Source organism: Yersinia sp. 22-579 (assembly GCF_030433455.1).
Classification (GTDB): Bacteria; Pseudomonadota; Gammaproteobacteria; order Enterobacterales; family Enterobacteriaceae; genus Yersinia; species Yersinia enterocolitica.
The window spans coordinates 244,681-267,304 of record NZ_JAUJTZ010000002.1 but is presented as its reverse complement, the minus strand read 5'-3'; the positions used below and the strand labels follow the sequence as shown (position 1 = coordinate 267,304).

Here is a 22,624-nt window from a genome sequence, read left to right as displayed (position 1 = left end):
GAAAGTGATATGGATCTCGTTTTGTGAATAATATTTTGCAAGTGTTACTGAAATTTGTGATTCATATCAAAATAATGGCGATGATGTGTTCAGGTGGTTTGTTTTGTAACCATAAAAAAAGCCGGCACATGTGCCAGCTTTCATATTTAAATGTGGTTTATTACGCTAATTTCTCACGTCTAAGCGCAAGATAATCCAATACGCCACCCAGAACCATACCAACCACACTGAGCTGAATGCCACGCAGTAGCAGTGTATCGGCCACATCTGAAGCCGACGTCCAATCTAATGCGTTACATATGAGTAAAATCAGCCATGCAGCTAATAATACGCAGCCAATGGTTAGAAAACGCAATGCCCACCGATAAGCTGTTTTAAACTCTGTTCTGGGCATAAATTCATCGGTTTTTTGTGTGTATTCCAAGGTCTGGCGGCAGATATAGAGCAGTAAGAGTCCAGGAATGGCAGCAGCAATAGAGAATAAATAGAACAATGGCCAGCCATGTGTTTCAACAAACCACCCCGCTATTGGGCCAACATATACCCGACCCACAGCAGAGAGTGCTGATAACAAAGCAAATTGCGTGGCCGAGAAAGATTTGTTGCAAAGCGTCATCAACAGAGCGACAAAGGCTGCCGTCCCCATCCCACCACACAGGTTTTCCAGGAATATGGCACTGCCCATGGAGAAGATATTTTTATCTGTAATGGATAGCAGCCAATAACCAATGTTGGATATGGCTTGTAAAATGCCAAATATCATCAATGCCCGGAATAAACTCAGGCGTTGCATCAGCAAACCGCCATACAGTGCGCCAATAATGGTGGCGATTAATCCCAGGGTTTTATTGACCAACCCAACTTCGCCTGCATCGAATCCGACCCCTCGGATCAAAAAAGTGGTACTTAAGCTAGCCGCAAAAGCATCACCCATTTTGTACAACACGATAAGCAGCAGAATCAGCCAGGCATTGTTGCGACCAAAAAAGTCACGCAACGGTTCGACGATTGCCTGTTCCAGGGTTTTCGGCGGAGCAATACGAATATCGGGTTCTGGGGCAAATAACGTGGCAAATACCCCAATGAGCATTAACCCGGCCATCAGCCAGTAAGTGGATTGCCAGCCGAGATAACGATCCGCTATCCACAGTGCCAGCCCACCAGACACCAACATGGCGAGGCGATAGCCCAATACCGACACTGCGGCACCGGTACCGCGCTCTTCCGCTGTCAGTAAATCAGTTTTATAGGCATCAAAAACAATATCTTGCGATGCAGAACAGAATGCAACCAGCACGGCGATAGCGGCCAGCCACCATAAATGTTTAGCCGGTTCCATAAAGCCCATGGCGATAATGGCGACAATTAATAACAGCTGACTGATGATCAACCAGCCACGGCGACGCCCCAGAAAGGAAGGGGTGTAGCGGTCCATCAGTGGGGACCAGAGGAACTTAAAAACGTAGGCTTGGCCGACCAGCGAAAAAATCCCAATAGTTTTCAGGCTGACGTTTTCAACCGTCATCCAGGCTTGCAATGTCCCGCCTGTAAGGGCTAAAGGGAGGCCTGAGGCAAATCCCAACAACAAAAGAACAAGCGAATTACGTTGGGTAAAAAGGTTCGAATAGCGATTGGGCATGTGAGACCTACGTGCTCCACCCTATCAACAGGGTGGAGCATTCTGTTAAGCAGTAATAATGTTAAGCAAAGAGCAGATTAGCGGGCATTTTGTTTGATAAAGCTGCTGACGCTGGTGTCTTGCGCCATATCTGCAATAACATCACTCAGCACGGTATTAACAGCATTAGTGATTTTTTCGTTAGTTGCAGTGAATGCGCCCTGAACGTTATAGCTGGCACGGTAGTTTTTAACCTGCTTGTTGCCGTTTTTCGCGGTAGCAGTGATAGAAATATCGGCTTTGGTGGTGATGTTGTAGCGAAGGTTGCCTTCTTGCACATCAGCGAACAGTTGATTCACGACAATTTGCAGATCAACCGGCGCATTGGTACCAATCATATAACCACGGGCAGTCATTTGTTTCTCAAGCACTTCTTGTAACAGGAAACGCAGATCACGAGACGGTGTTAATACCACCAGTTGTCCATCACGATTCACTTTAGCCAGGGCAGCATCTTGGCGCTGATCGGCACCATTAATACTGATAGTCACTCCCATCAGTGTTGGGTCTTGGGGTGGCAAGACGACTTTCGGGGTAACGTTCAAGGTGTTGTTACTGGCAGCACAGCCCGCCAGTATAAAAACAGCCAACAGCGGGAAAAGAATTTTCTTTAGCATGTTCACTTTCTCAATAGTTATGGAATTCTTTAATAATCAGAGCGGGATAGCAGCCATGTTATTTTGCGAGTTTGCAGTGGCGACATCATAGCACTGCGAGTGGCTGGTGGAAGATCCCGATGTAGAGAAATTCACCAAAAAATACGTTTTTCCCCCGAATGGCCTGTCATTTAATTTAAAGCCCTTGCAAATCGTATTTTGGTTGATGAGAAGAAGAGCCTTTTCGCCAGAACCGGTCGCAGTGAGATATTCGGGATATTTTGTATCTGAAATGTTATAAAACAGCGAAAATACACTAATATTGCAATAGAACGTGTGTTGCAATACCGAGTGGGCAGTTTTCTGCCTCAGCAGTAAGGAGAGCATGATGATTTTGATTCGAGAACAAATTGAAGAAAAACTAAAAGCGGCATTCGAACCGGATCATCTGGAGGTAATTAATGAAAGTTACCGCCACAATGTTCCTGCTGGTTCGGAAAGTCATTTTAAAATTGTGATCGTTAGCGATAAATTTCAAGATCAACGCTTTCTCAATCGCCACCGTGCGATTTATAGTGCATTGGCTGAGGAACTGGCGAGCACTGTTCATGCGCTGGCCTTACACACATACACCCTGAAAGAGTGGGCTGGATTGCAAGACACTGTGCCAGCTTCGCCCTCTTGTCGTGGCTCGGGCGCATTAGCTCAGTTGCCAGATTAATTAAATCGGGCTGATAACAGTAGTCATTCCGATATGATTTAGGGTATTAGTAGGTGAGAATTTTGCAGGCGGCCCTAGAGCCGCTTGTGTTTCTATATAGGCGACATCTTCATTTCATTAGTGCGCCACAGGAGTTTTAGCCGAGGGAACGATTCACGCGTGAATTTTACCGCGACAACATTCGCTTGCTTTCCTCGACTCATACCTTGTGCGCCGCTATAATGTCGCGTCTTATTTTTCCGGAATGGTTTCGGGACGCTTCTGACATCTGGGATACTCGGTTCTGTTTAATGCGGCCGTCCCGGTTCTTAGAGGGTGTTTTCAGAGTTCGCATCATTCCTGAAAGGGAAATGGTGCTGCTTCGTTTGCAGCTTCTGGAGTTGACCGAGCACTGTGATTTTTTTGAGGTAACAAGATGCAAGTTTCTGTTGAAACCACCCAAGGCCTTGGCCGCCGTGTAACAATTACTGTTGCTGCTGACAGCATTGAAAAAGCCGTAAAAAGCGAATTAGTTAAAGCTGCTAAAAATGTTCGTATCGACGGTTTCCGTAAAGGCCACGTGCCAATGAACATCGTTGAACAGCGTTACGGCGCATCTGTTCGCCAGGACGTACTGGGTGATCTGATGCAACGTAATTTCGTTGACGCGATCATTAAAGAAAAAATCAACCCAGCTGGCGCACCTAACTACGTGCCGGGCCAGTACAAAGAGGGTGAAGATTTTACTTATTCCGTTGAGTTCGAAGTGTATCCGGAAGTTGAGCTGAAAGATCTGGAAAGCATTGAAGTAGAAAAGCCAGTTGTTGAAGTAAACGACGCTGACGTTGATACCATGCTGGAAACTCTGCGTAAGCAACAAGCTACCTGGAAAGAAACTGACGCTGCAGCAACTGCTGAAGATCGCGCAACTCTGGATTTCACCGGTTCTATCGACGGTGAAGTTTTCGAAGGCGGTAAAGCGACTGATTTCGTGTTAGCAATGGGCCAGGGTCGTATGATCCCAGGTTTCGAAGAAGGTGTAATCGGCCATAAAGCCGGTGAAGAATTCACCATCGACGTAAACTTCCCAGAAGATTACCACGCAGAAAACCTGAAAGGTAAATCAGCTAAATTCGACATCGTGTTGAAGAAAGTTGAAGTGCGTGAGCTGCCAGAACTGACTGAAGAATTCATCAAACGTTTCGGCGTTGCTGATGGTTCAGTAGCAGGTCTGCGTGCTGAAGTGCGTAAAAACATGGAACGCGAGCTGAAAGGCGCGGTACGTAACCGTGTTAAAACTCAGGCAATCGACGGTCTGGTTAGCGCGAACGAAATCGATGTTCCAGCTGCACTGGTTGAAGGTGAAATCGACGTTCTGCGCCGTCAGGCTGCACAGCGTTTCGGTGGTAACGAGAAACAAGCTGCTGAATTGCCACGTGAATTGTTCGAAGAACAAGCTAAACGTCGCGTTGTTGTCGGTCTGTTGCTGGGCGAAGTTATCAGCCAGCACGAACTGAAAGCAGATGAAGATCGTGTTAAAGCACTGATCGAAGAAATGGCTTCTGCGTACGAAGATCCACAAGAAGTTATTGAGTTCTACAGCAAAAACAAAGAGCTGATGAACAATATGCGCAATGTTGCTCTGGAAGAACAAGCAGTAGAAACTCTGCTTTCTAAAGCCAAAGTAACTGAAAAACCAACGACTTTCAGTGAGCTGATGAATCAGACCACTACGGCGTAATGTTTTTTAGCGTATCAAACTGGATATAATTTATCTGGTGTATTGAAAAAGCCCGTAGCCCTATGGTCACGGGCTTTTTCTTTTAGTAACAATTATCCCTCAATAGTATGATTAATCTGGCATGTTTCGCTGCAATCTGCGCTATATTTGAAAAGTAAAATGAAGTGCTCAACAGATAAATAATCAATAGGGCGTCGTGATTACGGCAGAGATGGTGGGCAGTTTTCAGGTTAAAAAGAGGGTTGTTAGGCTAAAAAAATATCGCTGGGGCTTGAAAATGAATATTAATCCCCCAATTAATCTAACAGACGTTCATATGAAACACTGGCTGATTACCGCCGTCAGAATAGGTCTGGATAACCGGACTGTTTGCACGCATGAACATAGTCATCATTCCTTATCTCAAGTAGAATCGGTTATGAATGGCGCCAAAGTAAATTCTATTAGGAGACGGTAATGTCATACAGTGGCGAACGAGATCAATTTGCACCTAACATGGCTCTGGTGCCAATGGTGGTTGAGCAGACTTCACGTGGGGAACGTTCTTACGATATTTTCTCCCGTCTGCTGAAAGAGCGTATCATTTTCCTGACAGGCCAGGTTGAAGACCATATGGCCAACCTGATCACAGCGCAAATGCTGTTTCTGGAAGCAGAGAATCCAGAAAAAGACATCTTCCTGTATATCAACTCACCGGGCGGAGTGATTACTGCTGGGATGTCAATTTATGACACCATGCAATTCATCAAGCCGGATGTCAGCACGATTTGTATGGGCCAGGCATGTTCAATGGGTGCATTTCTGTTGACTGCGGGTGCTAAGGGTAAACGTTTCTGCTTGCCGAATTCACGGGTCATGATTCACCAACCGTTGGGCGGTTTCCAGGGACAAGCTACAGATATTGAAATTCATGCCAAAGAGATTTTGAAAGTGAAATCACGCATGAATGAACTGATGGCAAAACACACGGGTAAATCTCTTGAAGAAATAGAGAGAGACACTGAGCGTGACCGTTTCTTGTCAGCTGATGAGGCTGTAGAATACGGTTTAGTTGATTCTGTGTTCACCCGTCGTGACTAACGACTTATTTCTGTGGGCCGATATACTATAGTTAATGTAAATATATAGTGAATGTAACGAGAACAAATCGAGTGCTGAATAAGGCCCGATTGCGTATTGTTTGTACACTACCCATTATATCGGCTGTCCGTTGAAAGCTAACGTGGCGTACAGAAATAGCGAGAATAGTCTCCCTGCCGCATAGTTTCAGATGTGGCAGATACTGAAGAAGAGGTTTACTGATGACAGATAAGCGCAAAGACGGTTCTGGAAAGCTGCTGTATTGCTCTTTCTGCGGCAAAAGCCAGCATGAAGTGCGTAAGCTAATTGCCGGGCCGTCAGTGTATATCTGCGATGAATGTGTCGATTTGTGTAACGACATTATTCGCGAAGAGATCAAAGAAGTTGCGCCGCACCGGGAGCGTAGTTCACTGCCAACGCCGCATGAAATTCGTCGCCATCTTGATGATTATGTCATTGGGCAGGAACCGGCGAAAAAAGTGCTGGCTGTTGCTGTGTATAACCATTACAAGCGGTTACGCAATGGCGATACCAGTAATGGTATCGAGTTGGGTAAAAGTAATATTCTGCTGATTGGTCCGACGGGTAGTGGTAAAACGCTGTTAGCGGAAACATTGGCTCGGTTCCTGGATGTGCCGTTTACTATGGCAGATGCGACCACACTGACCGAAGCTGGTTACGTGGGTGAAGATGTTGAAAACATCATTCAGAAGCTGCTACAGAAATGTGATTACGACGTCCAGAAAGCGCAACGTGGCATCGTCTATATCGATGAAATTGATAAGATTTCACGTAAGTCTGATAACCCATCTATTACTCGGGATGTTTCGGGTGAAGGTGTGCAGCAGGCGCTGTTGAAATTGATCGAAGGGACTATCGCTGCCGTACCACCGCAAGGTGGTCGTAAGCATCCACAGCAAGAATTTTTGCAGGTTGATACCTCTAAGATTCTGTTTATCTGTGGTGGTGCTTTTGCGGGTCTGGATAAAGTTATCGGGCAGCGCATTAACACCGGCAGTGGTATTGGCTTCGGGGCCACGGTAAAAGGCAAGTCAGAAAAGGCGACAGAAGGCGAGTTATTGAGCCAGGCTGAGCCGGAAGACTTGATTAAATTCGGTTTAATCCCTGAATTTATTGGTCGTTTACCCGTGGTTGCAACCTTGAGTGAATTGAGTGAAGACGCACTGATTCAGATCCTGAAAGAACCGAAAAATGCGCTGACTAAACAATATCAGGCATTGTTCAATCTTGAAGGTGTGGAACTTGAGTTCCGTGATGAAGCGCTGACCGCTATTGCCAAGAAAGCGATGGCCCGTAAAACAGGTGCTCGTGGCCTGCGTTCTATCGTAGAAGGTGCTTTGCTCGATACCATGTACGATTTACCGTCAATGGAAAGTGTGGAAAAAGTGGTAGTAGATGAATCAGTTATTGCTGGTCAATCTGCACCAATGCTGATTTATGGCCAACCGGAAGCACAAGCTTCTGGCGAATAATTAGCCAAATAATCCAGATGGTTAGTATGACAATGGGGGATTTTATCCCCCATTTCTTTTTCCTCGCATTGTAATCGTTGAATGTAAGACATTCGTCCCCATATACTCAATTACCTATTTAGTGAAACTCGTGATGACTCGTGTTTCACGAGATTCCCAGTAATCTGGCGGAAGCTAAACTAAGAGAGAGCTCTATGAACCCTGAGCGTTCCGAACGCATAGAAATCCCCGTATTGCCTCTGCGCGATGTGGTGGTTTATCCGCATATGGTGATCCCACTGTTTGTTGGCCGGGAAAAGTCGATTCGGTGCCTGGAAGCTGCAATGGACCATGATAAAAAAATCATGCTGGTTGCGCAGAAAGAAGCCTCGACGGATGAGCCTGGTATCAATGATCTGTTTTCAGTCGGCACCGTAGCCTCGATTCTACAAATGCTGAAATTGCCTGATGGCACGGTAAAAGTGCTGGTTGAAGGGCTACAGCGTGCGCGTATCACCACGCTTTCCGACAGCGGTGAGCATTTTGCTGCTCAGGCGGAATATCTTGAATCGCCGGTAATGGACGATCGTGAGCAAGAAGTGCTGGTCCGCACGGCGATTAATCAGTTTGAAGGCTATATCAAACTGAACAAAAAGATCCCACCGGAAGTCTTGGCTTCGTTGCACAGTATTGATGATGCAGCACGTCTGGCTGACACTATCGCGGCACATATGCCGTTGAAGTTAAATGACAAACAAGCTGTTCTGGAAATGTTCGATGTGACCGAACGTCTGGAATATCTGATGGCAATGATGGAATCCGAAATCGATCTGTTGCAGGTTGAAAAGCGGATTCGTAATCGTGTCAAAAAGCAGATGGAAAAGAGCCAGCGCGAGTACTATTTGAATGAGCAAATGAAAGCCATTCAGAAAGAACTGGGCGAGATGGACGATGCACCTGACGAACATGAAGCGCTAAAACGCAAAATCGAAGCGGCTAAAATGCCGAAAGATGCCCGCGAAAAAACCGAAGCTGAACTGCAAAAACTGAAAATGATGTCACCAATGTCGGCGGAGGCCACTGTCGTTCGTGGTTACATTGATTGGATGTTGCAGGTGCCGTGGAACAGTCGCAGCAAAGTTAAAAAAGACTTGGTAAAAGCGCAGGAAGTTCTGGATACCGATCATTACGGCTTGGAACGCGTTAAAGATCGTATTTTGGAATATCTCGCAGTCCAGAGCCGGGTCAGCAAAATCAAAGGGCCAATCTTGTGTCTGGTAGGGCCTCCTGGGGTGGGTAAAACCTCGCTGGGGCAATCTATTGCTCGGGCGACAGGCCGGCAATATGTGCGTATGGCGCTGGGTGGAGTACGTGACGAAGCAGAGATCCGTGGTCATCGTCGTACTTATATTGGCTCTATGCCGGGTAAATTGATCCAGAAAATGGCAAAAGTTGGGGTAAAAAACCCACTCTTCCTATTGGATGAGATCGATAAAATGGCATCCGATATGCGTGGTGATCCGGCGTCAGCATTGCTGGAAGTGTTAGACCCAGAGCAAAACGTGGCATTTAACGATCACTATCTGGAAGTGGATTACGATCTGTCGGATGTGATGTTTGTTGCAACCTCTAACTCCATGAATATTCCGGCGCCGTTGCTGGACCGTATGGAAGTGATTCGTCTGTCCGGTTATACCGAAGATGAGAAACTCAATATTGCCAAGCAGCATTTGCTGCCAAAACAATTTGAGCGCAACGCCATTAAGAAAGGTGAACTCACCATCGATGACAGTGCGATCATGAGCATTATCCGTTATTACACCCGTGAGGCTGGGGTGCGTAGTCTGGAGCGCGAAATCTCCAAACTGTGCCGTAAGGCAGTAAAAAATCTGCTTATGGATAAAACGGTTAAGCACATTGAAATTACCGGTGACAACCTGAAAGACTTCCTGGGCGTGCAGAAAGTCGATTATGGTCGCGCAGACACTGAAAACCGTGTCGGTCAAGTGACTGGCCTGGCATGGACAGAAGTGGGTGGTGATTTGCTGACCATCGAAACCGCATGTGTGCCAGGTAAAGGTAAACTGACTTACACCGGTTCATTGGGTGAAGTCATGCAAGAATCCATTCAGGCGGCATTGACCGTGGTCCGTGCGCGTGCAGATAAATTAGGCATTAACCCTGATTTCTACGAAAAACGCGACATCCACGTGCATGTGCCAGAAGGGGCGACGCCGAAAGATGGGCCGAGCGCGGGTATTGCGATGTGTACAGCGCTGGTTTCTTGTTTGACCGGCAACCCGGTGCGGGCAGATGTTGCAATGACCGGTGAAATCACCTTACGTGGGCTGGTATTGCCAATTGGTGGTTTGAAAGAGAAATTGTTGGCCGCTCACCGTGGTGGGATTAAAGTTGTGTTGATCCCAGATGATAACAAACGTGATTTGGAAGAGATTCCAGACAATGTTATCGCCGATCTGGAAATTCATCCGGTTAAACGAATTGATGATGTTTTAGCCATTGCTTTGCAAAATCCTGCCTTCGGGGCACAGCCGGTAGCGTCAAAATAGTGACGGATCGCAAGAAGTATTGATAAAACTGATGCTGGTAAGTGAAATGCTACTTGCCAGCTATTTTTTGTGCCGCTAAGTTAGTTCGTCTGTCTGGTAAAAGTTTAAGTCTTTGGGCTGCTTGCTAAGGTCAGACAGGATTGATATAACAGCTGCGCTGTCGTGTTGTCCGTAGGGATTTTCGGCGCGACAATAGAATTTTAAAGGGGATGAAAGAGTGAATAAGTCACAACTGATCGACAAAATTGCCGCAGGTGCTGATATTTCTAAAGCGGCCGCTGGGCGCGCATTGGATGCAATTATTGCTTCTGTTACTGAATCTTTGAAAGAAGGAGATGACGTAGCTCTGGTTGGTTTTGGTACTTTTGCAGTACGTGAGCGTTCTGCACGTACTGGCCGTAACCCTCAGACAGGCAAAGAAATCAGTATTCCAGCAGCCAAAGTACCAGGCTTCCGTGCCGGTAAAGGCCTGAAAGACGCTGTAAACTGATTGCCGCGTCACTTCTCACCTGTGTTTGTGTTAACAATAACCTGACGCAGTTGAGTTGGTAAGGTAAGATACAAGGCGCATCGTTAATGATGCGCTTTTTTTTCGCGCAGCAGCATGAAGGGCTGTCGCAAGGAATGCTGGGTTTATTTAGACCTGCGCAACAGTTTTTATCCATATTACAGCGGAGTATTGTCACATTATGATGGACAATTTACGCGCGGCTGCTAATAACGTCGTGCTCAAAATCATTCTGGCCCTGATCATGTTGTCCTTTATCCTGACTGGGGTTGGCAGCTATCTGATTGGTGGCTCCAACGACTTTGCTGCCAAAGTTAATGGCCAAGAGATTAGTCGTGCTCAGTTAGAACAGGCTGTACAGAGCGAACGTGGCCGCTTGCAACAGCAATTGGGCGAACAGTTCTCCGCGTTGGCCGCGAACGAAGGTTACATGCTGCAACTGCGTCAGCAGGTACTTGGGCAATTGGTCAACAATATGTTGCTCGACCAATATGCTAAAAAGTTAGGCCTGACTGCCAGTGACGAACAAGTGAAAGATGCTATTCGCCAGGCACCTTATTTCCAGACTGATGGTAAGTTCGATAACAACAAATACCTTGAGCTGGTCAATCGAATGGGCTACACCCCAGATCAATTCGCTCAATTACAGCGCCAGCAGCTGATTAATCAGCAATTGCTACAAGCCTTCGGCGATACTGGTTTCGTCCTGCCTGTCGAAGCACAAGCGATGTCAGAGTTGATTTTGCAGCAACGTGAAGTCCGTCTGGCAACGCTAGACCTCAAAGCACTTCAAGCGCAGCAGAAAGTCACAGATGAAGAACTGCAAGCCTATTACGATCAGAACAAAAATAGCTTCATTGCACCGGAACAGATGAAAATCAGTTTCATTGCAATGGATGCTGCGGCGATGCAGGACAAAATTACTGTTACTGAAGAAGATATCGCCGCGTATTACGACCAGCATAAAAGTACTTATACTAAGCCTGAGCAACGCAACTACAGTGTCATTCAGTTTAAAACTGAAGCTGAAGCCAAAACTGCATTGGATGAGCTGAAAAAAGGTGCTGATTTTGCTGCAATCGCAAAAGAGAAATCGACTGACATCATTTCCCGCAAAAATGGCGGCGAGTTGGGTTGGTTAGAACCGGAAACAACAGCGGATGAGCTGAAACAAGCAAATCTGACTGAGAAAGGCCAGTTGTCTGATGTGGTGAAATCTTCCGTGGGTTATTTGATTGTTCGTCTTAACGATATCAAACCTGCGCAGGTAAAACCGTTGTCAGAAGTTCATGATGCGCTGGCTAAACAGGTTAAGCAGGAAAAAGCGGTTGATGCATACTACGCCTTACAACAAAAAGTGAGCGAAGCGGCTACCAGCGATAACGAGTCTCTGGCTTCGGCTGAAGAAGCCGCGGGTGCGAAAGCTAAGCAAACTGGTTGGTTTACCCGTGATGCGGTGCCAACTGAGGTTAACTTCAAGCCTGTGGTGCAAGCTATCTTTGAGGGGGGCTTGGTAGGTGAGAATGGCGCACCTGGTAGCAACTCTGATGTCATCACTGTTGACGGCGATCGTGCTTTTGTTATCCGCATTGACGGCCACAAACCTGAAGGAATCGAACCATTTGATCAAGTTCGTGATCAGGTCGCCGAACTGGTAAAACGTCAGAAAGCGGAGCAATTAGCTCGTGTTGATGGCGAGAAGATCCTGACTGCGCTGAAACAAGGTAAGGGCGAAGAAGCTATGAAGGCCGCTGGAATCAGCTTCGGTGAGAAGAAAACCTTGTCACGCGCGCCAGATGATGACCAATTAGTGCAGACTATCTTTGCCTTGCCTCATCCACAAAAAGACCAGCCGGTATATGGATTGTCTCAGGATCGCCAAGATAACATCGTATTGATCGAACTGTTATCGGTGACCCCGGGCAAATTGCCGGAAGGCGAAATGAAGAACTTTATCGCTAAGATGGAAGAGGGGGCTAGTGGTGTGACCTTCGATGCACTGATGGCGAATCTGCGTAAACAGGCCACTATCAAGATGGGCCCTGCGGAGCAGCAACAACCTCAATAAGCCTCGCATTGATTTGCAATTGGATGTAACAACGAAAGGTCGCTTTGGCGGCCTTTCGCATATCTAAAAACTGGCCTTTGCGACAAATCGGAGGCTCAGGCAAGGTAGGCATGCTGTCAAACACAAGGAGGATACAGCATGAAATTCATAGGAAAATTATTTGTCATCACGACATTACTGGCAGGTTTTAATATTCAACCTTTGGCTTATGCCGCCCCAAGCTCCTCTGAGGGTAAAATTCTTAACCCGTCAGTACCAGGAAAGGCTACAACCAAGGCAAATACCGTATCGAAAACTCCCGAGAAAGCCACGCATGACAAAATGGTCGTAACAGCCACTGCTGGCAATTTACAGGATAATCCGCAGAGCCAAATCAATATTAATAGTGCAGATGCGGAACAGCTGGCGCAGTCCCTCAGCGGGATTGGCAGGAAGAAAGCGGAAGCAATTGTTAACTATCGTGAGCAGTTCGGCTTTTTTACTGATGCAGAGCAACTGCTTGAAGTGCCAGGTATTGGCCCCTCTTTCTTAGAGAGGAATCGCAGCAAGCTTAGAATGTAAATAGAGTCAGAAAAACAGATATCGCAGTCAGGCAGATGCTGTGTTTGCCTGGCTTTTTCACCAGGAATAACTTCCAGTTATTTCATAATGTAAGTCGCAGCTGTCAGGTAAAACTGTGATGTTGGTCCGGATTATATAATAAGCACGCTATGAAGCGCTCTTCCTCTGCTAGGCTTTCTTTTTGAGGTCATACCAGTTGTATCTGTCATTCTATAATAACAACTTATTGTCTGGAGAAGCTCGTCGCATGCATACTCATATTAGAGTCAGGGGTTTTCATATTGATGTTTTTCAACATGTTAATAATGCCCGCTATTTAGAGTTTCTCGAAGAAGCCCGCTGGGAATGGCTTGATGGAGAGCCAGCAGCACAATGGATGGCTGAAAATCAAATCGCTTTTATCGTGGTTAATATCAATATTAACTATCGTCGGCCTGCGGTTTTGGGCGACCTGTTACGGATCGATAGTCAACTATTAAGGTTGAATGGAAAAAGTGGTGTGATGAAACAGACTGTCACGCTAGAGCCTGATTCTATTCCTGTGGCTGATGCAGAGCTGACTTTTGTGTGCATCGATTTGCGTAATCAAAAGGCATTACCCATTGATGGGGAATTACGCGAAAAACTTCAGGAGTTTGTTAATCGGGGTTTATAAAAAAGGGATCGTGCTTAGTAGGGCTCTACCTCGCTCTGGAGGAGGTAGAGAAAGTCAGGTTGCCGCTAGTCTATGGGCTTAAAGCGGTTAGACCAGTCCGGTTTTTTGTTTTAGGCTTAATATGACTTTAGGTTTATTAGCCAGATAGAACTCTAACCCTTTGGCGCGTAAGTGGCAGGCAGCACATTGACCGCAACCATCACCTTGAATCCCGTTGTAACAAGTTAATGTGTCATGACGGATACGATCGAGTTGCTGATAGTAATCCGCCAACGCCCATGTTTCGGCTTTATCCAGCCACATTAGCGGGGTGATAAAAGCAATATCACGGCCAATACCTAAATCGATGGCATGGTTAAGAGCCTTAACGAATTCATCCCGGCAATCTGGGTAACCCGAAAAGTCTGTTTCACAGACACCGGTAATGACAGCCTGAGCTTGTACTTGATAAGCATAAATAGCAGCCAGGGTCAGAAATAGAATATTACGGCCAGGGACAAAGGTACTGGGAATCGAATCCTCATCTTCTTCACTGTAAGAGGGTACAGGGATGCTGTCTCGGGTCAGGCTACTGACAGCTAACTCATTAAGCATGCCCACATCCAGTACTTTGTGCGCTTTAGCCCCAAGTTGAATTGCCAGTTTACGAGCGACATCGATTTCAGCACGATGTCGCTGCCCATAATCGAAGGTAATGCAGTGGACTTCATCATACTGCTGTAATGCTTGAATCAAGCAGGTGGTGGAATCTTGTCCACCACTAAAGACAACTACGGCACGTTTCATACTGTTACCTCGTACAGCTGTGAGCCTTAAAGCGCAAATCTCACAGCAAAATTGAAAACTGGCAATATGGTACTTAGATAGCGCAAGAAAAGGTAGCTACCGGAGTTTGGTTATCACGTCGCAGTCGGAGGGAGCCACGCCTGACTGAAGTCGAACCAACCGTAAGCCGTTAATGTCACACCATTAATTCGTGGTGGAGCATTGACCTGATATTGATAGTTGAACAGCGGTAGAATCAATCCGGATAGCATCAGATCATTATAATGCTCCCGTAATTGGTGATGCCGCTCTGAAGCCAGCTCTATTTGCTGAATATGGGTCAGTGTTTTTTGCTGCTGCTCCCACTGTGATGGTGACAGGATGCCACGCCACAGGGGATCAAGTCGGAGCCAGCTTTCCATTGCCGCCTCTGGTGATTCACCAACCAAATGGTCTGCTAATAATAAATCAGCCTTTTCAATTTGGTGGCTATCTTTCCACTGTTTATCGTGGCTGGCACGGATTTCTAATGTGCAGCCCTGTGCTGCTAATACAACTTTTAGCTGCTCGGCGACACTTTTAAGCTCCATTGGCGGTTGATATATCAATATCAGATGAGCCGGCAATGGCGAGTCATTATCAGATGCAAACCGTGGGATGGGCCAACCCGGCAACATTTCATGGCTTGGAGTTATGATCCCGCGCCGGATTGATAACTCCTCTAATATGCCCGAGGTTTGCACTAACATCAGTAACCGGGCGAGTTGCTGAGAAGTCATATTGCTGCGATGCTGATTAACCGCCAGATAGCAAAACCCCAGGCTCATACTGCGTTGAACGGGGCGGGCTAAAGGGAAGTCCTCTTCCTGACCGATGGTAATACGCACCGGATGTTGGCAACTACCGTCGGTTGATTGCACCATTAGATTCGGGGTTATCCAGTATTCAATGATTTCCAGATAAGGGTGCTGCAAATGGTAGAACTCATGTTGTTCTAACCGTAGCAGATGCTGTTCGAAGGTCGCCAATTTAAACGGGCCGGCACCCAGCAAAGGATTATCTGGATGAAATAGCCGGCAGGGTAAATCAGCCAATCGATGAGCCAACCAGTAGTCTGGTTGAGAAAGGGTAAACTGTAGACATAGAGCGTGGGGTAGGGTAATGGTCAAAATATTGGCAAAACTTGGCTGGCTGCGGGTATTGGCACGCAATAGCTTGAGTGTTTGCAATAATTGCTGACCGTGAAGGCGCTCCCCATTATGCCAACGCAACTGGCTACGTAAAAAGAATTGCCAGGTCAAACCATCATCACTGACTTGCCAGTGGTGGGCCAGATCCGGTTGGGGTTGTGGGCAACCGGTATTAAAGCGAGTCAACCCCGCGTGCAAGGTGTAAATCAGGTGCTGCTCTGCCCGACCAGTGGCGGTGAGTGGATTTAACGGCTCAAGCATACGGTAATATGGAATACGTAATACTGGGCTGTCTGCTTGCCACTGCCCCCCCATATGAGGGTTCAGCAACGCCTGTAAACGTTCAGGTTCCAGTTGAGCCAATTCGAGCGCAGCCTGATGATCACCTTGTTCGAGAAACGCCTGCATATAGGTTGCCCGAAGTGTATCGGGGCTTTTCAGGCATTGTAGTTGTGCGCGTTTGCCCCGGCCCACTTGCGAATGCCAACTGAGCCAGCCATTTGCCTGTAACTGTTGTATTAAGGTGCGAGCGTGGCGTTCACTGCAAAATAGCAAACCTGCGACTTCACTTACTGTTGTCGAAGCCAGGTTTTCTCCGAACTTTTGGAATAAGCGCTGATATTGGGTAAGTCGGTGAATAATGCGCATGCTAAATCCGGAATAGTTTAAATTATTTGTTCACTATTAGTTCCGTAAATACTACGCCATAATTTTATACATACCACCAGTTTCACTCTTAGTGAGGTTTTGAATGTACCGTTTAGCCGCTTTTGATATGGATGGAACCTTACTGATGCGTGACCATCGAATTGGTGGTGCGACATTAAATGCGTTACACCAGTTAGTGGAAAAGGGGATGATCCTGACATTCGCTACCGGTCGGCATTACCTTGATATGAAAGGGATCCTATCTCATTCGGGTATTAACGGTTATTTAATTACGGGTAATGGCACACGAGTGTGTGACATGGATGGTGTGCATTTAGATGGTATGGATTTGCCGGCAGAACTGGTGGAGTTTGTGCTGCGTACCCCTTGGCAGACCAATGCCAGCATTCATATCTTCCGCGATGATGGCTGGTTTACTGATTACAATGATCCCGCTTTATTAGCAGCCCATAAAACCAGCAGTTTCCAGTTCCAACTGACTGCGCTAGATGCATTACCGAAAACGGGTAATCACAAAATTTGTTTTATTGCGCCACATCAGGAACTGGTCGAACTTAAGATTCAGCTTGAGCAACAAATGGGTGATAAAGCCGATTTCTGTTTCTCAGCCGTCGATTGCCTCGAAATGCTACCTCGTGGTTGTAACAAAGGGGCTGCTTTAGAGCGTTTGAGCCATCATCTTGATTTAACCCTGGCTGATTGCATGGCGTTTGGCGATGCGATGAATGATAAAGAAATGTTGTCGCGAGTCGGTCGTGGGTTAGTCATGGGAAATGCATTACCTCAACTGAAACAAGAGTTACCTCAGTTACAGGTTATTGGTCGCTGCGAGGAACAAGGCGTAGCTCATTATTTGCAACATTGGCTAAGTTCACCACACCTCACCTATTCCCCCGAATTCTGAGGTATATCCACGGGTTATTGGTGCGATAAAACTAATGACTTTGAGGATAGCTATTAGCCAGCCGGATAACCATCCGGTTTTTTTCTTCTGAAAGGGGCCGGTTTACGGCCCCGTTTATCACGATATTACAGATTGTTTAATTCATCACGATATGGCGTTAAATCGCCAATATTGTTGCTGACCCATTGAGGGTCGTAATAAGTATCGAGATAACGCTCACCGCTGTCGCACAGTAACGTCACGATAGCACCGGTTTTACCTTGCTCGCGCATCTGCTTAGCGAGTTGTAATGTTCCCCAAACGTTAGTGCCGGTTGACGCCCCCACTTTGCGGCCCAAAATGCCTTCCAGCCAATGGATGGTAGCAACGCTGGCTGCATCAGGAACCCGCAACATACTGTCAATCACTTCTGGAATGAATGATGGCTCCGCTCGCGGCCGGCCAATACCTTCAATACGGCTGCCACAACTGCCGGTTACGGTGCGGTCACCGTGACAAAAACAATCATAAAAAACGGAGTTTTCCGGGTCGACCACCATCAGTTGCGTGTCATGCCCTTGATAGCGAATGTAGCGCCCCAAAGTGGCTGAGGTGCCGCCGGTACCTGCGCTCATCACGATATAGTCAGGTACGGGGAAAGGTTCGCGCGCCATTTGGCGGAAAATGCTATCGGCAATATTATTATTGCCGCGCCAATCAGTTGCCCGCTCAGCATAGGTAAACTGGTCCATATAGTGGCCGTTAAGTTCACGCGCCAATTGCTCGGAGGCAGCATAAATTTGCCCGGCATGATCGACAAAATGACAGCGGCCACCATACAAGGAGATTTGCTCCACTTTACGCCGGGCAGTGCAGCTTGGCATTACCGCGATAAAGGGCAAACCAATTAAGCGAGCAAAGTAGGCCTCCGACACCGCCGTGCTCCCAGATGAAGCCTCGATTATCGTTGTATCTTCTTTAATCCAGCCATTACATAAGCCATAGAGGAACAATGAACGGGCCAAACGGTGCTTTAAGCTACCGGTTGGGTGCGTGCTTTCATCTTTTAAATAGAGATAAATACCAGGGAATGCTGGCAGATTAAGGCGGATTAGGTGTGTATCAGCGGAGCGTTGAAAATCGGCTTCTATTTCGCTGATCGCATTTTTTACCCAAGTGTTGGTCATTTTTATGGCCTGCGATGTAGGTAGTAAACTAATGATGACTAGATTAACGGTTATTAAAGAAAAAAACGTTGCCATTTTTCCTTCTTTATCGCCAAATGGTAGAAATTTATTCTATGGTTGCCCGCTATGTTAGATAAAACTGACCGTAAACTTCTGTGCATGTTGCAAGAAGATTGCACGCAGTCGCTGCAAGTACTGGCCGAAGCCGTCAATTTGACCTCTACACCCTGTTGGAAACGTTTGAAGCGCCTTGAGGATGAGGGGTTTATTCGTGGGCGCGTGGCATTACTAGACAGTGAAAAATTAGGATTAGGACTCACCGCATTTGTACTGATCAAGACACAGCAGCATAATAGCGGTTGGTATCAGGAGTTCGTCGAGTTCACCAAGCAGATGCCAGAGGTGCTGGCCTTCTATCGCATGGCGGGGGAATACGACTATTTGATGCAGGTCGAAGTTGCCGATATGAAAAGCTATGACAGTTTTTACAAGCGTATGGTTAACGGTGTTCCAGGGTTGATTGATGTGACTTCGAGCTTTGCGATGGAAAAGATTAAATACACCACAGTGTTGCCAGTGCCTGAGTGATAATCCGCTATGGTCCAAACAGCTGAAGTGTTGGCTGCCTGGCATCTATTGGATATAAAAAACCATTTTAACGATGGTATTCTACTGCCCTGTCGCGTTTAGCGAACAAATACCGATGTTATTCGGTGTCAGATCATGGATAAAACTGCGTGAGATTGTTTGCACAATTAGGCTGGTATTTCCGCCGTGAATGGCGTCGCTATGTAGGTGCCGTGCTGCTACTGATCATTATTGCTATTTTGCAATTATTACCCCCTAAGTTGGTAGGGGTAATTGTCGATGGCATCAGCACCAAACAGATGTCGACCAATATGTTATTGGTATGGATTGGCGTGATGCTGGTGACGGCCATCGTGGTCTATTTGTTGCGCTACGTTTGGCGAGTGTTACTTTTCGGGGCCTCCTATCAATTGGCCGTGGAGTTACGGGCGAATTTTTATCGCCAACTTAGCCGCCAGGCTCCTGGGTTCTATTTACGTCACCGTACTGGCGATTTAATGGCACGCGCTACGAATGATGTTGACCGCGTAGTTTTTGCCGCAGGTGAGGGCGTATTGACGCTAGTCGATTCGCTGGTGATGGGGTGTGCGGTGCTGATTGTCATGAGCACGCAAATCAGTTGGGAACTAACCTTGCTGTCATTGCTTCCCATGCCAGTCATGGCGGTGGTTATCAAATATTACGGCGATCAATTGCATCAGCGTTTTAAGTCAGCTCAGGGAGCATTTTCAGCTCTGAATAATCAGGCGCAGGAAAGTCTCACCAGCATCCGCATGATCAAAGCCTTTGGTCTGGAAAACAGTCAGTCGCAACAATTTGCGAAGGTTGCTGAAGAAGCGGGTGCCAAGAATATGTATGTCGCTCGTATTGACGCCCGTTTTGATCCAACCATTTATATTGCTATCGGTATCGCAAATTTATTAGCCATCGGTGGTGGTAGCTGGATGGTGGTCAATCACAGCATCACCTTAGGGCAGTTAACCAGCTTTGTGATGTATTTGGGGTTAATGATCTGGCCGATGCTGGCACTGGCGTGGATGTTCAATATTGTTGAACGCGGCAGTGCTGCCTATAGTCGTATCCGCAGTTTGCTGGAAGAAGCGCCAGTCGTGAAAGATGGTGACATCGCATTATCAAACGATCGCGGTATTTTAGCGGTGAATATTCGTCATTTCTATTACCCTGAAGCTGAAAAGCCCGCTTTACACGATGTATCACTGAAATTGGCACCGGGGCAGATGTTAGGTCTATGTGGGCCAACGGGTTCCGGCAAAAGTACCTTATTAGCATTAATTCAGCGGCAATTTGATATTGATGACGGCATGATTTGTTATCAAGGGCATCCGCTGTCTGATATCCGTTTGCATGACTGGCGCGGGCGTTTATCTGTGGTCAGCCAGACACCTTTCTTATTCTCAGATACGGTCGCGGGCAACATTGCATTAGGTAAACCTGATGCCACTCAGGATCAAATCGAACGCGCTGCTCGTTTAGCCAGCGTACATGAAGACATCCTGCGCCTCCCACAAGGATATGACACTGAGGTGGGTGAGCGCGGTGTGATGCTGTCCGGTGGGCAAAAGCAACGTATTTCTATTGCTCGGGCATTGTTGTTGGATACTGAAATTCTGATTCTTGATGATGCACTTTCTGCGGTTGATGGCCAAACCGAACATGAAATCTTAAAGAACCTGCGCGAGTGGGGCGAGCATCGTACTGTGATTATCAGCGCACACCGCCTTTCTGCTTTAACTGAAGCCAGCGAAATTCTGGTGTTGCAGCATGGTGGGGTGATGCAACGCGGTACGCATAATGTATTGGTGAATCAGTCTGGCTGGTATCGGGAAATGTATCGCTATCAACAATTAGAGGCAGCATTGGATGACGGTGAGTCGGAGGCCAAAACCGATGAGTAAAGTTCAGCAACTTTGGCCAACCCTCAAGCGCCTGCTTTCTTATGGCTCCCCCTATCGCAAGCCATTAGGGCTGGCGGTGCTGATGCTGTGGGTTGCTGCGGCAGCCGAAGTCAGCGGCCCACTATTGATCAGCTATTTCATTGACCACGTAGTGGCGAAAGGCACGTTACCTTTGGGATTAGTCAGCGGGCTGGCCTTGGCTTATTTGCTGCTGCAATTACTGGCAGCCGCATTGCACTATTTTCAAGCATTGCTGTTTAATCGTGCGGCAGTCGGTGTGGTTCAACGGCTCAGGATTGAAGTGATGGATGCAGCTTTGCGCCAACCTCTTAGTGCTTTTGATACTCAACCTGTCGGGCAATTGATTTCCCGCGTAACCAACGATACCGAAGTCATAAAAGATTTGTATGTGATGGTGGTGTCGACGGTATTGAAAAGCGCGGCGTTAATTGGTGCAATGCTGGTGGCGATGTTCAGTCTGGATTGGCGCATGGCGCTGATTTCTATTTGTATTTTCCCTGCGGTACTGGTGGTTATGGCGATTTACCAGCGCTACAGCACGCCAGTAGTACGCCGGGTTCGGGCCTATTTGGCCGATATTAACGACGGCTTTAATGAAGTCATTAGCGGGATGGGTGTTATTCAACAGTTCCGCCAGCAGGCGCGTTTTGGTGAACGCATGGAGTCTGCCAGCCGTGCCCATTATAAGGCGCGGATGCAAACATTGCGTCTGGAAGGCTTTCTGCTGCGCCCGTTACTGAGCCTGTTTTCTGCCATGGTGCTATGCGGTTTATTACTGCTTTTCGGTTTCAGCCCGGAAGGTTCAGTCGGGGTTGGGGTGCTATATGCATTTATCAACTACCTTGGCCGCCTCAATGAGCCATTGATTGAATTGACATCACAGCAGTCGATCTTGCAACAGGCGGTGGTCGCGGGAGAGCGTATTTTCGATTTGATGGACCGCGTCCAGCAAGGATATGGTAGCGATGATCGCCCGCTGACCAGCGGCCATATTCAAGTGAAAAATGTCAGCTTTGCTTATCGCCACGATAAAATGGTGCTGCAAAATATTTCCCTTGATGTGCCTTCACACGGTTTTGTCGCTTTAGTAGGGCATACCGGTAGTGGCAAGAGTACCCTGGCAAATCTGTTAATGGGCTATTACCCGGTGCAGCAAGGAGAGATTTTACTTGATGGTCGCCCTCTAGCCGAATTATCACATCAAACCCTGCGACAGGGCGTTGCTATGGTGCAGCAAGACCCAGTGGTATTGGCTGATTCGTTTTTTGCCAATGTGACATTAGGCCGTGACATTAGTGAGCAGCAAGTGTGGGATGCACTGGAAACTGTGCAGTTGGCTTCGCTAGTCCGTGCGTTGCCTGATGGGCTACACAGTTTGCTTGGGGAGCAGGGCAACACGCTGTCCGTCGGGCAAAAACAGCTATTGGCGATGGCTCGCGTATTGGTACAAGCGCCACAAATTCTGATTTTGGATGAAGCGACCGCCAATATTGATTCGGGCACTGAACAGGCCATTCAGCGGGCATTACAGCTGATTCGCAAAAACACCACGCTGGTGGTGATAGCTCACCGCCTTTCAACCATTGTCGATGCTGATACTATTTTGGTATTACACCGTGGTGTGGCAGTTGAGCAGGGTAAGCATCAAGAGTTGCTAGCTGCACATGGGCGTTATTATCAAATGTATCAGTTGCAATTAGTCAGTGAAGATTTGGCAGCTATTGATCAAGTCGAAACTGCAGTCAGTTAAATAAAACGTTGTGGGGTCAAATGGCC

General features: G+C 47.2%; 18 protein-coding genes. 13 read left to right on the top strand and 5 right to left on the bottom strand.

Features of this window, described 5'->3' with window-relative positions:
* Positions 1 to 160: 160 nt before the first annotated feature.
* Positions 161 to 1,639 carry a muropeptide MFS transporter AmpG gene (gene ampG, locus QSV56_RS03595; protein WP_301210765.1) on the bottom strand — a complete coding sequence of 493 codons (1,479 nt, stop codon included), beginning with the start codon at positions 1,637 to 1,639 and terminating at the stop codon, positions 161 to 163.
* 77 nt (positions 1,640 to 1,716) lie between these two features.
* On the bottom strand, positions 1,717 to 2,295 hold the full coding sequence (locus tag QSV56_RS03590; protein WP_005167631.1) for a lipoprotein: 579 nt from the start codon (positions 2,293 to 2,295) through the stop codon (positions 1,717 to 1,719).
* Positions 2,296 to 2,665: 370 nt separating this feature from the next.
* Between QSV56_RS03590 and bolA the strand changes: the two genes are divergently transcribed.
* The 9 genes from bolA to QSV56_RS03545 all read left to right on the top strand — a co-directional run bounded on the left by bolA (position 2,666) and on the right by QSV56_RS03545 (position 13,629).
* Positions 2,666 to 2,995 (top strand): transcriptional regulator BolA, encoded by a 330-nt coding sequence (gene bolA / locus QSV56_RS03585; protein ID WP_172653975.1) that lies wholly within the window; start codon positions 2,666 to 2,668, stop codon positions 2,993 to 2,995.
* A 415-nt stretch (positions 2,996 to 3,410) separates the two neighbouring features.
* Positions 3,411 to 4,715 carry a trigger factor gene (gene tig / locus QSV56_RS03580; protein ID WP_005163508.1) on the top strand — a complete coding sequence of 435 codons (1,305 nt, stop codon included), beginning with the start codon at positions 3,411 to 3,413 and terminating at the stop codon, positions 4,713 to 4,715.
* Positions 4,716 to 5,171: 456 nt separating this feature from the next.
* The gene (gene clpP, locus QSV56_RS03575) at positions 5,172 to 5,795 is read left to right on the top strand and encodes an ATP-dependent Clp endopeptidase proteolytic subunit ClpP (RefSeq protein ID WP_005167636.1); all 624 of its coding nucleotides are present in this window, start codon (positions 5,172 to 5,174) and stop codon (positions 5,793 to 5,795) included.
* 221 nt (positions 5,796 to 6,016) lie between these two features.
* A complete protein-coding gene (gene clpX, locus QSV56_RS03570) occupies positions 6,017 to 7,288 on the top strand; it encodes an ATP-dependent protease ATP-binding subunit ClpX (protein ID WP_005163503.1) in 1,272 nt (423 codons plus the stop codon).
* A 194-nt stretch (positions 7,289 to 7,482) separates the two neighbouring features.
* Positions 7,483 to 9,837 (top strand): endopeptidase La, encoded by a 2,355-nt coding sequence (gene lon / locus QSV56_RS03565; protein WP_004707582.1) that lies wholly within the window; start codon positions 7,483 to 7,485, stop codon positions 9,835 to 9,837.
* Positions 9,838 to 10,054: 217 nt separating this feature from the next.
* Positions 10,055 to 10,327, top strand: a complete 273-nt coding sequence (gene hupB, locus QSV56_RS03560) for a nucleoid-associated protein HU-beta (RefSeq protein ID WP_004392663.1) — start codon at positions 10,055 to 10,057, stop codon at positions 10,325 to 10,327.
* 199 nt (positions 10,328 to 10,526) lie between these two features.
* Positions 10,527 to 12,413 (top strand): peptidylprolyl isomerase, encoded by a 1,887-nt coding sequence (gene ppiD / locus QSV56_RS03555; RefSeq protein ID WP_019082540.1) that lies wholly within the window; start codon positions 10,527 to 10,529, stop codon positions 12,411 to 12,413.
* Positions 12,414 to 12,551: 138 nt separating this feature from the next.
* On the top strand, positions 12,552 to 12,974 hold the full coding sequence (locus tag QSV56_RS03550) for a ComEA family DNA-binding protein (protein ID WP_046051459.1): 423 nt from the start codon (positions 12,552 to 12,554) through the stop codon (positions 12,972 to 12,974).
* A 247-nt stretch (positions 12,975 to 13,221) separates the two neighbouring features.
* Positions 13,222 to 13,629, top strand: coding sequence for a thioesterase family protein (locus QSV56_RS03545; protein ID WP_046051458.1), 408 nt, complete (start codon positions 13,222 to 13,224; stop codon positions 13,627 to 13,629).
* Positions 13,630 to 13,716: 87 nt separating this feature from the next.
* Here the strand turns inward: QSV56_RS03545 and queC are convergent, their stop codons facing one another.
* Together queC and QSV56_RS03535 are read right to left on the bottom strand one after the other, a co-directional pair.
* Positions 13,717 to 14,415 (bottom strand): 7-cyano-7-deazaguanine synthase QueC, encoded by a 699-nt coding sequence (gene queC, locus QSV56_RS03540; RefSeq protein ID WP_050121925.1) that lies wholly within the window; start codon positions 14,413 to 14,415, stop codon positions 13,717 to 13,719.
* A 113-nt stretch (positions 14,416 to 14,528) separates the two neighbouring features.
* Positions 14,529 to 16,232 carry an SgrR family transcriptional regulator gene (locus tag QSV56_RS03535; protein WP_301210758.1) on the bottom strand — a complete coding sequence of 568 codons (1,704 nt, stop codon included), beginning with the start codon at positions 16,230 to 16,232 and terminating at the stop codon, positions 14,529 to 14,531.
* Between the two features lie 103 nt (positions 16,233 to 16,335).
* On the opposite strand from QSV56_RS03535, the gene cof reads away from it, so the two are divergent.
* A complete protein-coding gene (cof, locus tag QSV56_RS03530) occupies positions 16,336 to 17,157 on the top strand; it encodes an HMP-PP phosphatase (RefSeq protein WP_019081298.1) in 822 nt (273 codons plus the stop codon).
* A gap of 125 nt (positions 17,158 to 17,282) precedes the next feature.
* On the opposite strand, the gene QSV56_RS03525 is transcribed toward cof, so the two are convergent.
* Entirely contained in the window at positions 17,283 to 18,323 is a 1,041-nt protein-coding gene (locus QSV56_RS03525) for a PLP-dependent cysteine synthase family protein (RefSeq protein ID WP_019081297.1), read from the bottom strand.
* A gap of 126 nt (positions 18,324 to 18,449) precedes the next feature.
* Here QSV56_RS03525 and QSV56_RS03520 point away from each other — a divergent pair, with 126 nt between their 5' ends.
* The 3 genes from QSV56_RS03520 (at position 18,450) to QSV56_RS03510 (ending at position 22,598) form a co-directional block, all read left to right on the top strand.
* Positions 18,450 to 18,911 (top strand): Lrp/AsnC family transcriptional regulator, encoded by a 462-nt coding sequence (locus QSV56_RS03520; RefSeq protein ID WP_005163482.1) that lies wholly within the window; start codon positions 18,450 to 18,452, stop codon positions 18,909 to 18,911.
* Positions 18,912 to 19,060: 149 nt separating this feature from the next.
* Entirely contained in the window at positions 19,061 to 20,827 is a 1,767-nt protein-coding gene (locus tag QSV56_RS03515) for a SmdA family multidrug ABC transporter permease/ATP-binding protein (RefSeq protein ID WP_019081296.1), read from the top strand.
* Positions 20,820 to 22,598, top strand: coding sequence for a SmdB family multidrug efflux ABC transporter permease/ATP-binding protein (locus QSV56_RS03510; RefSeq protein ID WP_046051454.1), 1,779 nt, complete (start codon positions 20,820 to 20,822; stop codon positions 22,596 to 22,598). Before QSV56_RS03515 ends, QSV56_RS03510 begins: the two co-directional genes overlap by 8 nt.
* The last annotated feature ends 26 nt before the right edge of the window (positions 22,599 to 22,624 follow it).